The following is a 13,103-nucleotide window of genomic DNA, read 5'->3' on the forward strand; positions in this document are numbered from 1 at the left end:
AGCCGAACGCGGAGCGTCCGTTGAGGCATTCCCACGCAGAGCGTGGGAACGATCACAAAAAGCCTGAAACCGTGGTGTATCTGATTTTTGGGGCCGCTGCGCAGCCCAGCGGGAGCAAGCTCCCTCGCCACAGAGTAATGACCGACCATGATGAGAAACCCGACATGACCGACACTCCGCATTTCCCCCTGTCCGCCGTGGTCGGCGCCGACGATTTGAAGCTCGCGCTGTACCTGACTGCCATCGACCCGAAAATTGGCGGTGTGCTGATCGAAGGTCCGCGTGGCATGGCCAAGTCGACCCTGGCTCGAGGCCTGGCGGACCTGCTCGCCAGCGGTCAATTCGTTACCCTGCCGTTGGGCGCGACTGAGGAGCGGTTGGTCGGTACCCTCGATCTGGATGCCGCGCTGAGTGAAGGCCGGGCGCAATTTTCACCGGGTGTGCTGGCCAAGGCTGATGGCGGCGTGCTCTACGTCGATGAGGTCAACCTGCTGCCGGATCATCTGGTCGATCTGCTACTCGACGTCGCCGCCAGCGGTACCAATCTGATCGAGCGGGATGGCATCTCCCATCGGCATTCGGCGAAATTCGTGTTGATCGGCACCATGAACCCGGAAGAGGGCGAATTGCGGCCGCAGCTGCTTGACCGCTTTGGCTTGAATGTCGCACTCAGCGGCCACACCGCACCGGCAGAGCGCGGCCAGATCATCCGTCGGCGCCTGGATTTCGACAGCGATCCCCAGCGCTTTTGCGCCACGTGGGAGAGCCAACAAGCGAGCCTGCGCGAGCGTTGCCAGCAGGCACGCGTTGCGTTGACGAGCATCCCGCTGGACGACGACGCGCTGGCGCAGATCACTGAACGCTGCTTCGCCGCCGGAGTCGACGGCATGCGCGCCGATCTGGTCTGGCTGCGCGCGGCTCGTGCCCACGCAGCCTGGCGTGGCGCTCGTGCCATCAGCGTCGAAGATATCGACGCGGTCGCCGAGTTCGCCTTGCGCCATCGTCGCCGTGAGCTTGCCGCATCGGCACCACAACCGGCGCAAGCGCCACAGTCGTCTTCGCCGCAAACGACCAATCCGGGTGAGGGCCAGGGGCAGTGGGGTGAAATGGCTCCTCAGGCATCGCCTGTCGGCGCCCGCCGGGAAGTGCCGAGCTGGCCAAAAAAGCCCTAGGCATTCGCCCCCGATCCGACGCGGGGGCGAATGCCAGGCCCCGCGCCGGACGACTGGACGATGGCCGACAGGGCAAGCGTCACGCTGCCTGCAGCGGTTCGATCAACTGGCCGGGGACCTTGCTCATTGGTCGGCCACGTGTGCGTGCGGATCTGTTGTTCCACGTGCGCACACGTTCGGCTCATCAATTGTGGCTGGTGATTGTCGATGCGTCGGCTTCGACCCGTCGGCACCATGCCTTGAGCGATGCCAAGGGTTTGCTCGCGCAGTTGTTCGATGACGCCTATCGCCAACGCGCCCGGCTGGCCTTGCTGTCTGCCAGTGGCGCTGCGCCGAAGTGGCAGGTTCAAGGGTTGAAAGCGTCCAGCGGTTTGCGTCACTGGCTTGATGGACTGGGCGCCGGTGGCGGCACGCCGTTGCTGGCGGCGTTGAGCGAAGCGGGGCAGTGGCTTGCGGCCCGGCGAAAGCGCTTTCCGGCCGAGCAGCAACGCTTGCTGGTGATCACGGATGGGCGGATCAAGGACGGGGCGACATTGCAGCCATTCAATTGTCCCGGGCTGCTGATCGATATCGAGCGTGGGCCGATCAGGCTGGGTCGCTGCAAGGTGATGGCGGAGCAGTTGCAGTCGGAGTATCGGCATATCGATGAGTTGTTGCCGGGGTGATTTTTCCTGTGCTGCGCGCCGATCACGGCGAGCCTGCTCGCGATAGCGGTGTACCCGCCAGCCTCAATCGAATTACTTCGCCATCGCCCGCCGATACTGCCGGGTACGCTTGCCCAGGTACAACTGGTCGACAATCAACGCCCACAGCGCCGACACTCCAGGTCGGGTCTTACGCCCACGACTCAATCGATGCAGCTGGAATTTCACGACCGCCATGTTTGCCAATGCTGCCAGCGGTTTGCGTTTCCAGCGAATTGGCGGCAGGTGCGGGTGACTGTTCAGACCTTCTCGCCAATGCTTGACCAAGCCGGGCTCAACGGCGAGGGCCGTGCCTATTCCAGCCATGGCGATGCCGCTGGCGAGCACTTGTTCGACAACTGTCAGGCGTCGAATCCCGCCGGTGACCATTACCGGCATGCATGCCACTGCAGCCAACTCACCGGCCATTTCCAGAAAATAAGCCTCGCGCGCCAACGTCCGCCCGTCACGGGCCTCGCCTTGCATGGCCGGTGCTTCGTAGCTGCCGCCCGAGAGTTCGAGCAAATCGATCTGCAGCTCGTTCAGCCACTGGATAACCTGCCGGGCGTCGTCGGCATCGAAGCCGCCGCGCTGGAAATCTGCCGAGTTGAGCTTCACCGCTACGCAAAACTGCGGTGATACCGCTTGGCGCACGGCATCGACCACTGCAAGCAGCATGCGGGCACGGTTTTCCAATGAGCCGCCCCAGCGATCGGTTCGGCGATTGGTCAGTGGTGAAAGGAACTGGCTGATCAGGTAGCCATGAGCGGCATGTATCTGCACGCCGGTAAAACCGGCCTTTTCAGCCAGCGCGGCACTGGCGGCAAAGCGCTGGATCACCTCGTCGATGTCGGCTTCGCTCATGGGTTTCGGTTCGGCGAACATCTTCGAAAACTGTCCCAGATCCAGTGCTACCGCCGAAGGCGCCAACGCTTGCTGGCCAAGGTTGGCCATGGTCTGGCGGCCGGGGTGATTCAATTGCACCCAGAACTGCGCACCACCGCTGCGCCCAATGTCGGCCCACTGACGGAGGCGTTGCAGATGCCGCTCATCTTCGAGTACTACACCGCCTGGGCCAGTCATGGCGCGCCGGTCAATCATCACGTTGCCGGTCAATAGCAGCCCGGCTCCGCCATCTGCCCAGGCCTGGTACAAGCGAAACAGCGCACCATCGGGTGCCTGATCGATGTCGGCGAGGTTTTCTTCCATCGCGGCTTTGGCGATGCGGTTGCCGATGGTCTGGCCGTTGGGCAGATTCAACGCTTGAAAGGGCGACATGCTTGACTCCTCATCAGTGAAGAGTAGAGGCTAAGCTTAAAGTTAACTTTAATGTCAAGCAGGCAAATGAGGTCGCAATGAAAATCGGTGAATTGGCACTGCTGAGCGGATTGAGCGCCTCGCGCATTCGCTTTTATGAGGCTCAAGGTTTGATTCAGCAGGTTCAGCGCTCGGCGAACGGCTATCGACAATACCCGCAACAGGTCCTGCAAACCCTGCAAATCATCCAGTGCGCCCAGCAGGCCGGGTTCAGCCTCGAAGAACTCAAGCAATTGTTACCGGACAATGTGACGGGTGCGTTCAAGCATGATGAGTTGATGGTCAGCCTGCATCGCAAGATCGAACAGATCGAAGCCATGCAACGGCACCTTGCGCAAAGCAAGGCGCAGTTGCAGGGTTTGATCGAAAACATTCAGGCCCGGCCGGAAGGCATGGCTTGTGACGCGAATGCCGAGCGGGTGCTGGAGTCATTCAGGCACTAGAGCAGTTTGAGGGGTGGGAATCGGCTTGCGCATCAACGTCCCCACCACCAGCGCACCGAGCAAAGCCGCGAGTCCCGCCACCCACAACAACAGACTGAACCCCGCGACGAACGCCTGCCGGGCCAAGGCTTCAACCAGCGGCCGCGCGATTTCGGGCAACAGACTCAACGCCGCGTTCATATCACCGGCGACCACCCGCGAGGCGACATCCTTTGACTGTTCGAGCAACTCCGGCGCCAGACTCGACAAACCGAAGTGCAGCTGTTGTTCAGTGTGGCCAGCGAGCAGCGCGCCATACACGCCGATGGCCAGCATCACCGCACTGAAGCGCATGGTCGTGCTCATGCCCGAGGCCATGCCGGTGCGTTGCCGCGGGACGCAGGCCATGATGTTTTTCTGCGTATCGCCGTTGAGCAGACCTGCGCCGGCACCGGTGACGGCAATCGCCAGGGCGAACGGCAGATAACCGCCACTGTTGACCGCCCAGGCACTGAGCAAGTTGCCGCAGCCTACCAGGGTGAGCCCGATGGCCATCATGTTTGCCGGCGTGATCCGCCCCGTCAGCCGAGCACCGATGCGCGGGAAAATCAGCAGGGTGACGGCGAACGGCAACATGCCCAAGCCCGCCGAAATCGCGGTGAACCCCAGCCCGTTCTGCAAGTAGAACGGCAGCATGGTCATCATGACCTGAGCACACGCGGCGTACGCGAACATGCCGAGCAGCGCACCGATGAAGCGTGGATGACGGAACAGTTGCAGGTCGATCATCGGGCGTTGTTGCAGACGTTCGATCACCACGAACAGTCCCAACAACGCTGCTCCACCGATCAGGCGCGCATAAGTGACCGGGTTGCTCCAACCGATCCGATTGGCTTCGATCAGGCCCCAGATCAGGCACAGCAGGCTGGCGCTGAAGGCGAGGCTGCCCCAGGGATCAAGGCGCGCTGCTTGCGCATCGCGTGATTCCGGCACCGCGCGCCAGACCCTGTACATCAGGAACAAGCCCACTGGCAGGTTGAGGTAGAAAATCCAGCGCCAGCCCACGAATTCGGTGATCAGTCCGCCCAGGGTCGGCGCGGCGGTCATGGCAACGCCCATGCAGCCACCCCAGAATGCCCAGGCCTTGGCCCGTTCGGCTTCATCATGAAAGGTGTGGCCGATGGCTGCCAGCGCCGAGGTCAACAGCAGTGCGGCGCCGACGCCTTTGATCGCGCGTGCGATGTCGAGAAACAGGGCGTTCGGAGCCGCACCGCAGCCCAGTGAAGCAACGATGAAAATCCCCAGGCCCCACATCAGGGTCTTCTGGCGACCAAAACGGTCGGCCAGGCTACCGGCCGGCAACAGCAACGCGGCGAACGCCAACATGTAGGCGCTGACCACCCACTCGATGTCGGCGAAATTGGCCCCCAGGTCACGCGCAATGCTGGGCAAGGTAACGGCGACAATGTTGGTGTCGAGCACGATCAGCGAGCACACGGCGGATGCGGTCAGTAAGGTCTGACGTGCACTTGGCGTGGGTTTGACGGGCATGGCAAGGGTTCTCTACTGTGACGGTTCGAGCAGCTTATCCCTGGCTGACAGTGTCATTGTTAGGCGCGCCTCATCACTTCATTACCTTTGAGCTAATGCCCCCCATGGACATCCGCCACTTCCGCTATTTCCTCGCCGTCGCTCGCCATCGCAATTTCACCCGCGCCGCCGAGCAATTAGGCATCGCGCCGCCGACCCTGACCCGGCAGATTCAAGACATGGAAGCGGAATTGGGGGCGCGCTTGTTTTTCCGTCAGTCGCGGGACGTCAGCCTGACCGAAGCCGGCGCGGCGCTGGTAATCGAGGCTGAAGCCACGGTCCGGCAATTCGAGTCTGCCCAACGCAATGCACAACGTGCCGGTCGCGGTGAAGTCGGACACATCGAACTCGGTTATGTGGCGTCGGCGGTGTACTCAGGAGTGCTGCAAAAACAAGTGCAGGGGTTTGCTTGCCAATTCCCGGACGTCAGCCTCAATGTGCGGGAGAGCCCGATGGCCAGCCTGCCGAACATGATCCTCGAGGGACGTTTCGACCTCGGCTACATCCGCTGCCCGTTGGCGTTGCCCGACGGTATCGAAAGTGTGCGGCTCAACGAGGAAGGCTTTGTGTTGGCGCTACCGGTCGATTCATGGCTCAACCGTTTGCCGATGATCAATTCAGTGCATCTGCAGAACGAAAACTTCATTCTTCCCGAGCAAGTGGTCGGCACCTTGCAAGTCGCCGCGCAGGGTGGGTTTGTACCCAGGCTGGGGGCGCAGCCGGGTGGGTTGGTCGCGGTGATTGCCCTGGTTTCGCTGGGGCAGGGCGTGGCGGTGGTGCCGGAGTCCGTGGTCGGCCATGTCAGTTTGCCGAACGTGGTGTATCGGCAGATTGCGGATTGCCAGGTGATTTCCTGGTTGGCCTTGGTTCATCGGCGGTTCGAGAGGTCGCCGGCGGTGATCAAGTACATCGATCGCGTAAAAAATGCTTGAGTGCGCAAGCATCGCGTTGTTCGAAATACCGAAGATTCATAGCCGCTACAGATCTTGAAATGATTTCCGGCTGTAGGAACAGTCGCTATTGCTTGTACGATCCAAGTCCTTTTTCCTTTCAGGACTTGCATGAACACCCTCACGGAGCCCCCCAGTTATCCTTTCCCCACGCGCCATCGCGCGGTCTTGATGCACGCGAAGCACCCGGTCTTTTGGCTTGCGTTTTCCCATGACATTGCAGTTCCTCGGCGTCTGTGCCGTGCCTTGCCGTGCCCGGCATTCTGAATCCACTGAAGAGATCGAGACGTTTTTATGGAATGGTTAGCTGACCCCACCGCATGGCTGGGCCTGTTGACGCTGATTGTGCTGGAACTGGTACTGGGCATCGACAACCTGGTGTTTATCGCGATCCTCGCGGACAAACTGCCGCCACATCAGCGCGATCGTGCGCGGATCATCGGTTTGTCCCTGGCTTTGCTGATGCGTCTTGGCTTGCTGGCGAGTATTTCCTGGCTGGTGACCCTGACCCAACCGCTGTTCGAGGTATTCGACAAGAGCTTCTCCGGGCGCGACCTGATCATGCTGTTCGGTGGTGTGTTCCTGTTGTTCAAGGCCACCATGGAATTGCACGAACGGCTTGAAGGACACGTCGGTGAGCGTTCCTCCAACGCCGCCTATGCGCTGTTTTGGCCAATCGTCGCGCAAATCGTGGTGCTGGATGCGGTGTTCTCCCTCGATGCGGTGATTACCGCAGTGGGCATGGTTGATGAGTTGGCGGTGATGATGATCGCCGTGATCATTTCCATCGGTTTGATGATCGTCGCCAGCAAACCGCTGACCCGGTTCGTCAACGCGCATCCGACGGTGATCATGCTGTGCCTGGGCTTTTTGATGATGATCGGCTTTGCGCTGACTGCCGAAGGCCTGGGCTTCCATATTCCGAAGGGCTATCTGTATGCAGCCATCGGTTTCTCGATCCTGATCGAAGTGTTCAACCAGATCGCCCGGGCTCGCCGCAAACGATCGATGATGGGCCTGCGACCGATGCGTGAGCGCACCGCCCACGCGGTGATGCGCCTGCTGGGCGGGCGCAAACTGGCGGTGGAAGAAGTCGGCGAGGAAATTGCCGACATGCTCGACAACGGCGAGGCGCCCAGCGAAGCGCTGTTCGATCGCCGCGAGCGGGTGATGATCAGCGGCGTACTGCAACTGGCCGAGCGGCCGATCCGCACGTTGATGACCGTGCGCGCCGACGTCGATCATATCGACCTGGCCGACAACGCCGAGGCGATTCGCACGCGACTGATGCATTCGTCTTACTCGCGCCTGCCGCTGATCCGCGACGGTGCGGTGGATGAACCGCTGGGTTTCGTACACAAGAAGGAGTTGTTGAAAGAGTTCCTGGCAGGTAACCAACCGGATCTTGCGCATCTTGCGCGTCAGACCATCAACCTGCTGGAGAGTTACTCGATCCTCAACGCCCTGGAGCAGATGCGCAAGGCGTCGACGCACATCGCATTCGTGGTCAACGAGTTCGGCGACTTCGTCGGTGTGCTGACCATGACCGACATCCTCGAATCGATCGCCGGTGAATTACCCGATGCCAGCGAAATCGAAGGGCCGGACGTGGTCGAGGAAAAGGGCGGGTTTGTGGTCAGCGGCGCTTTGAACCTGGCGCGAGTTCGACAGCACACCGGGTTTGCTGCCGAGCCTACCGACGACTACCAGACCCTCGCCGGTCTGGTGGTCAGCTTGCTGGATCGCCTGCCGATGATCGGCGACAGCCACGAATGGGAAGGCTGGTGCTTGACCGTGTTGTCGGTGGAAGAGCGGCGGGTGACGCGGGTTCGGCTGGCGCGCATTGGCGCGTAGATGTTGTATTGATGCCAATGCCCTCATCGCGGGCAAGCCACGCTCCTACAAGTTATACGCTGAGCTTGTGGAAGCGGGCTTGCCCGCGATTGCAGACCGCCAGACGACTCACTCTTATCAATCACCACGATACAAAAATGCACCTGATTGATTCTCTTGGGCCCTGTTGTGAATCAGATTCCCGACTGCTGTAGCCGATGGTAGCGGTTTCTGTTTGATTCGTTTTGGTAACCCTTTCTTTCGCATGTACGCATCCCCCTGATTCAAAACACTTTTCAATCTCCCTACATTCCCTGCACATCCTGTGGCACACTTTCTGCTGTCTATTCCGTTGTTACATACCACGTTCCGGTATAGCGGAATAAACATCATTCTGGAGTGCTTGCCATGCATCGCCGACCTTCGTTGTTCAAAGCGTGTGTTTTTCTGTTCGCGGCTTCTGCTGCTGCCATGGGCGTGGCCCAGGCGGCAGACGGCAAGCTCGATAGTGTCCTGGCCCGCGGCAAGTTGATCGTGGGCACCGGCAGCACTAATGCGCCGTGGCACTTCCAGGGTGCAGATGGCAAATTGCAGGGTTTTGATATCGACATCGCGCGCATGGTGGCCAAAGGGCTGTTCAACGACCCGAGCAAGGTCGAGTTTGTTGTGCAGTCATCCGATGCGCGGATTCCCAACCTGCTGACCGACAAGGTCGACATGAGCTGCCAGTTCATCACCGTGACCGCCAGTCGTGCGCAGCAAGTGGCGTTTACTCTGCCTTACTACCGTGAAGGCGTTGGCCTGCTGTTGCCGGCCAACAGCAAGTACAAGGAAATCGAAGACATGAAGGCCGCTGGCGACGGCTTGACCGTGGCGGTGCTGCAGAATGTCTACGCCGAAGAGCTGGTGCATCAGGCATTGCCCAATGCCAAGGTCGACCAATACGACAGCGTTGACCTGATGTACCAGGCCGTGAACTCCGGTCGCGCCGACGCGGCGGCCACCGACCAGTCTTCGGTGAAATACCTGATGGTGCAGAACGCCGGTCGCTACCGCAGCCCGGCTTACGCCTGGAGCCCGCAGACCTATGCCTGTGCGGTCAAGCGCGGCGATCAGGACTGGCTGAACTTCGTCAACACCACCTTGCATGAGGCCATGACCGGCGTCGAGTTCCCGACTTACGCCGCGTCATTCAAGCAATGGTTCGGTGTGGATCTGCCTTCGCCAAAGATTGGTTTCCCCGTCGAATTTCAATGATCCCGTGAGAGCGGGGCGGTTCTGAATCGCCCCGTTCAGGTACTGCTGACCATGAACTATCAGTTGAACTTTGCCGCCGTGTGGCGCGATTTCGACACCTTGCTGGCGGGGCTCGGCCTGGGCCTGGAGCTGGCGCTGGTGTCGATCGCCATCGGCTGCGTGATCGGCCTGCTGATGGCGTTTGCTTTGTTGTCGAAGCACCGCCCGTTGCGGGTGCTGGCTTCGGTGTATGTGACGGTGATCCGTAACACGCCGATTCTGGTATTGATTCTGTTGATCTACTTTGCATTGCCGAGCCTGGGGATTCGTCTGGACAAGATTCCCTCGTTCATCATTACCTTGTCGTTGTATGCCGGGGCGTACCTGACCGAAGTGTTCCGCGGTGGTTTGTTGAGCATTCCCAAGGGCCAACGCGAAGCGGGTCTGGCGATCGGCCTGGGGGAATGGCAGGTCAAGGCCTATGTCACCGTGCCGGTGATGCTGCGCAACGTACTGCCAGCGTTATCGAACAACTTCATTTCGCTGTTCAAGGACACCTCGCTGGCGGCGGCGATTGCCGTGCCGGAGCTGACCTATTACGCGCGCAAGATCAATGTCGAAAGCTACCGGGTGATCGAAACCTGGCTGGTGACTACGGCGCTGTATGTCGCGGCCTGTTACCTCATTGCCATGCTGCTGCGTTATCTCGAGCAGCGTCTGGCAATCCGCCGATAGGAGGCTCCATGTACGAATCCCCCAGTTGGTTGCATGAGTTGTGGATCGCGCGCGAGCCGCTCTGGCAAGGCTTCTTGACCAGTGTGCAGGTGTCGGCACTGGCGATTTTGCTGGGCACGGTGGTCGGTATGTTTGCCGGACTGGTGCTGACCTACGGCAAGTTCTGGATGCGCGCGCCGTTTCGTTTTTATGTGGACGTGATTCGCGGCACGCCTGTGTTCGTGTTGGTGCTCGCCTGCTTTTACATGGCCCCGGCATTGGGCTGGCAGATCAGTGCGTTTCAGGCCGGTGCATTGGGCTTGACGCTGTTTTGCGGCTCCCACGTCGCCGAGATCGTGCGCGGTGCCTTGCAGGCACTGCCCCGTGGGCAGATGGAAGCGAGCAAGGCCATAGGCCTGACATTCAACCAGACCCTGGGCTACGTACTGTTACCTCAGGCGTTGCGGCAAATCCTGCCGACCTGGGTCAACTCGTCCACCGAGATCGTCAAGGCCTCGACGCTATTGTCGGTGATCGGCGTGGCCGAGTTGCTGCTCAGCACCCAGCAGGTCATTGCCCGAACCTTCATGACCCTGGAGTTCTATCTGTTCGCCGGTTTTCTGTTCTTCGTCATCAACTACGGCATCGAATTACTCGGCCGGCACATTGAAAAGCGGGTGGCCTTGCCATGACTCAAACTCAATCCAATAGTCAAAACGGCCAGCCGCTGCTGGACATTCGCGGCTTGCACAAGCGTTATGACCAGCTCGAAGTGCTCAAGGGCGTTGACCTGAGCATGCAGCGCGGCAACGTGGTGACGCTGATCGGTTCCAGCGGTTCGGGCAAGACCACCTTGCTGCGCTGCGTGAACATGCTTGAAGAATTCCAGGGCGGGCAGATCCTGCTCGACGGCGAGTCCATTGGTTATGACGAAGTCAATGGCAAGCGCATTCGTCACCCGGAAAAAGTCATCGCCCGCCATCGCGCGATGACCGGCATGGCGTTTCAACAATTCAATCTGTTCCCGCATCTGACTGCGTTGCAGAACGTCACCCTCGGGTTGCTCAAGGTCAAAAAGCTGCACAAGGACCAGGCCGTGGCCCTGGCGGAGAAATGGCTGGAGCGGGTCGGCCTGCTGGAACGCCGCGACCACTTTCCCGGGCAGTTGTCCGGCGGCCAGCAACAACGCGTGGCGATTGCCCGGGCAATTGCGATGAACCCGAGCCTGATGCTGTTCGACGAGGTCACTTCGGCCCTCGACCCTGAGTTGGTGGGCGAAGTGCTCAACGTGATCAAGGGCCTGGCGGAAGACGGCATGACCATGCTGCTGGTGACCCACGAAATGCGCTTTGCCTTCGAGGTCTCGGACAAAATCGTATTCATGAATCAGGGGCGTATCGAAGAGCAGGGGCCACCCAAGGAACTGTTCGAACGCCCGCAATCGCCGCGTCTGGCGGAATTTCTCAAAAATACGCGTTTTTGATCTTTCAACTATCAATCAGGAGAAACACTCATGAGCATTACTCGTTACGGCACCGGCAGCACCGCCGCTGGCGGCGCGCCTCGTCCTTTCGCCCGCGCCGTTGAAGCCGATGGCTGGTTGCACGTTTCCGGGCAGGTGCCGGCGGTGGATGGCGAGATCATTGTGGGCGGCATTGTCGAACAGACCCACCAGACCATGAAGAACCTGATCGCGATTCTGCAAGAGGCCGGTTATGGCCTGGAAGATGTGGTGCGTGCCGGCGTGTGGCTGGAGGATCCGCGGGATTTCAGCAGTTTCAACAAGGTCTTTTCCGAGTACTTCAAACCGGAACACGCCCCGGCCCGCGCCTGCGTGCAGGCGAACATGATGGTCGACTGCAAGGTCGAGATCGACTGCATTGCCTACAAGAAAAAGGCCTGAACCGGCGGTGACTGCATCGCTGGCAAGCCAGCTCCCACAGGTGTTGTGTATTGCCACAGATTGTCGGCACACCCTAAATCCCTGTGGGAGCTGGCTTGCCAGCGATGGCGGCCTCACAGTCAACACTGCACACTCGGTAAACTCCCGGCATTTTGAAGGGGAAGCACTGACATGACTGAAGACACCATCAAGCGCCGGGCACGCGGTCTGGACCGGGCGTTCGATATCCTCGATTTCCTCAAGGAAGTCGGCCAGCCCCTGCGCCCGAACGATATCGCCAATGGCATCGGCAGCCCAAAATCCACGGTCTACGAACTGGTGGCTTCATTGCTCGAACGCAGGATTCTGGAGCCGGTGGGCAAGGACGGCCACGTCTACCTCGGTCGTCAGCTGTACTTCCTCGGGCAGGCGCATTTGCGTCATTTCGATCTGACCCGCGAGGCCGATCTCGCCTTGCAGGAGATCGTCAGCCAGACCCATGAAACCGCGCAGATGTGCCTGCTCAACGGACGCAAATACACCGTGGCGTTGATGAAAGAGGGCGAGCGGCATTTTCGTATTTCCTCGGACATCGGCGAGAACGCGCCGATTCCCTGGACCGCGTCCGGGCGCCTGTTGCTGGCGCACCTCAGTGACCAGCAAATCGTCGAGCTGATCGACCACGACGACTTCATCCTGCCCGACGGCGACCGCTTGCCGCTGGAGCAATTCCTGGCGGAAATTCGTCAGGCCGGGCGCGAGGGTTTTTTCTCTTTCGATAGCGTCGCCGACACGTTTACCCATTGCTTCGCCGCCCCGGTCAAAGACCCGAACGGCGTAGCCATCGCGACCCTGTGCATCGTCGCCCCGCGAGCCGATGCCAAGAACAATTACAACGACTACCGCCGGGTGCTGATCGACAGCGCCAACAGCCTGGCCCGTCGCATCAACGAATAAAGCGGCTGCCTGCGGCCGCGAATGTGAGGAGTTCGATCATGTCTTCTGCCAAGAATACTGCCGCCGTGAAAAAGGGCTTTGCCCACATTGGCGCCAACCTGGTGCGCGACGTCAGCCTGCCGGCGCTGGTGCTGCACCGTGAAGCGCTGGAACACAACATCCGCTGGATGCAGGACTTTGTCAGCAACAGCGGCGCTGAACTGGCGCCCCACGGCAAAACCAGCATGACCCCGGCGCTGTTTCGTCGGCAACTGGACGCCGGCGCCTGGGGCATCACCCTGGCCAGCGCCACGCAAACCCGCGCGGCCTACGCCCATGGCGTGCATCGGGTGCTGATGGCCAACCAA

General features: G+C 60.3%; 13 protein-coding genes and 1 pseudogene. 12 read left to right on the top strand and 2 right to left on the bottom strand.

Going from position 1 to position 13,103, the window contains the following annotated elements; all coding sequences use genetic code 11:
• The first annotated feature begins 164 nt into the window (after positions 1-164).
• The gene (locus D8U18_RS17645; protein WP_130903429.1) at positions 165-1,172 is read left to right on the top strand and encodes an ATP-binding protein; all 1,008 of its coding nucleotides are present in this window, start codon (positions 165-167) and stop codon (positions 1,170-1,172) included.
• Positions 1,173-1,174: 2 nt separating this feature from the next.
• Complete coding sequence (locus D8U18_RS17650) at positions 1,175-1,837, top strand: VWA domain-containing protein (RefSeq protein WP_177435034.1); 663 nt, start codon at positions 1,175-1,177, stop codon at positions 1,835-1,837.
• Positions 1,838-1,909: 72 nt separating this feature from the next.
• Here the strand turns inward: D8U18_RS17650 and D8U18_RS17655 are convergent, their stop codons facing one another.
• On the bottom strand, positions 1,910-3,133 hold the full coding sequence (locus tag D8U18_RS17655) for an NADH:flavin oxidoreductase/NADH oxidase family protein (protein ID WP_131108097.1): 1,224 nt from the start codon (positions 3,131-3,133) through the stop codon (positions 1,910-1,912).
• 77 nt (positions 3,134-3,210) lie between these two features.
• On the opposite strand from D8U18_RS17655, the gene D8U18_RS17660 reads away from it, so the two are divergent.
• Positions 3,211-3,615 carry a MerR family transcriptional regulator gene (locus D8U18_RS17660; RefSeq protein WP_131108098.1) on the top strand — a complete coding sequence of 135 codons (405 nt, stop codon included), beginning with the start codon at positions 3,211-3,213 and terminating at the stop codon, positions 3,613-3,615.
• Here the strand turns inward: D8U18_RS17660 and D8U18_RS17665 are convergent.
• Positions 3,601-5,145: an MFS transporter gene (locus tag D8U18_RS17665; RefSeq protein WP_131108099.1), complete on the bottom strand. Its 1,545-nt coding sequence runs from the start codon at positions 5,143-5,145 to the stop codon at positions 3,601-3,603. The genes D8U18_RS17660 and D8U18_RS17665 overlap by 15 nt on opposite strands.
• A 104-nt stretch (positions 5,146-5,249) precedes the next feature.
• Here D8U18_RS17665 and D8U18_RS17670 point away from each other — a divergent pair, with 104 nt between their 5' ends.
• The 9 genes and pseudogenes from D8U18_RS17670 to D8U18_RS17710 all read left to right on the top strand — a co-directional run.
• Positions 5,250-6,116: a LysR family transcriptional regulator gene (locus D8U18_RS17670; protein ID WP_131108100.1), complete on the top strand. Its 867-nt coding sequence runs from the start codon at positions 5,250-5,252 to the stop codon at positions 6,114-6,116.
• Positions 6,117-6,428: 312 nt separating this feature from the next.
• Complete coding sequence (locus tag D8U18_RS17675; protein ID WP_056852807.1) at positions 6,429-7,988, top strand: TerC family protein; 1,560 nt, start codon at positions 6,429-6,431, stop codon at positions 7,986-7,988.
• A 387-nt stretch (positions 7,989-8,375) separates the two neighbouring features.
• A complete protein-coding gene (locus D8U18_RS17680) occupies positions 8,376-9,224 on the top strand; it encodes a transporter substrate-binding domain-containing protein (protein ID WP_056852806.1) in 849 nt (282 codons plus the stop codon).
• A gap of 51 nt (positions 9,225-9,275) precedes the next feature.
• Positions 9,276-9,938, top strand: coding sequence for an amino acid ABC transporter permease (locus D8U18_RS17685; RefSeq protein WP_130903423.1), 663 nt, complete (start codon positions 9,276-9,278; stop codon positions 9,936-9,938).
• An 8-nt stretch (positions 9,939-9,946) separates the two neighbouring features.
• A complete protein-coding gene (locus D8U18_RS17690) occupies positions 9,947-10,609 on the top strand; it encodes an amino acid ABC transporter permease (RefSeq protein WP_056852804.1) in 663 nt (220 codons plus the stop codon).
• A complete protein-coding gene (locus D8U18_RS17695) occupies positions 10,606-11,400 on the top strand; it encodes an amino acid ABC transporter ATP-binding protein (protein WP_056852803.1) in 795 nt (264 codons plus the stop codon). The genes D8U18_RS17690 and D8U18_RS17695 overlap by 4 nt, the downstream gene beginning before the upstream one ends.
• Before the next feature lie 30 nt (positions 11,401-11,430).
• The gene (locus tag D8U18_RS17700) at positions 11,431-11,820 is read left to right on the top strand and encodes a RidA family protein (protein WP_056852802.1); all 390 of its coding nucleotides are present in this window, start codon (positions 11,431-11,433) and stop codon (positions 11,818-11,820) included.
• Positions 11,821-11,991: 171 nt separating this feature from the next.
• Positions 11,992-12,756 (top strand): IclR family transcriptional regulator, encoded by a 765-nt coding sequence (locus D8U18_RS17705; RefSeq protein WP_056852801.1) that lies wholly within the window; start codon positions 11,992-11,994, stop codon positions 12,754-12,756.
• Between the two features lie 38 nt (positions 12,757-12,794).
• Positions 12,795-13,103 (top strand): annotated as a pseudogene (locus D8U18_RS17710) (amino acid deaminase); the annotation flags it as partial.

The organism is Pseudomonas sp. Sample_10, from assembly GCF_004321495.1.
Taxonomy (GTDB): Bacteria; Pseudomonadota; Gammaproteobacteria; order Pseudomonadales; family Pseudomonadaceae; genus Aquipseudomonas.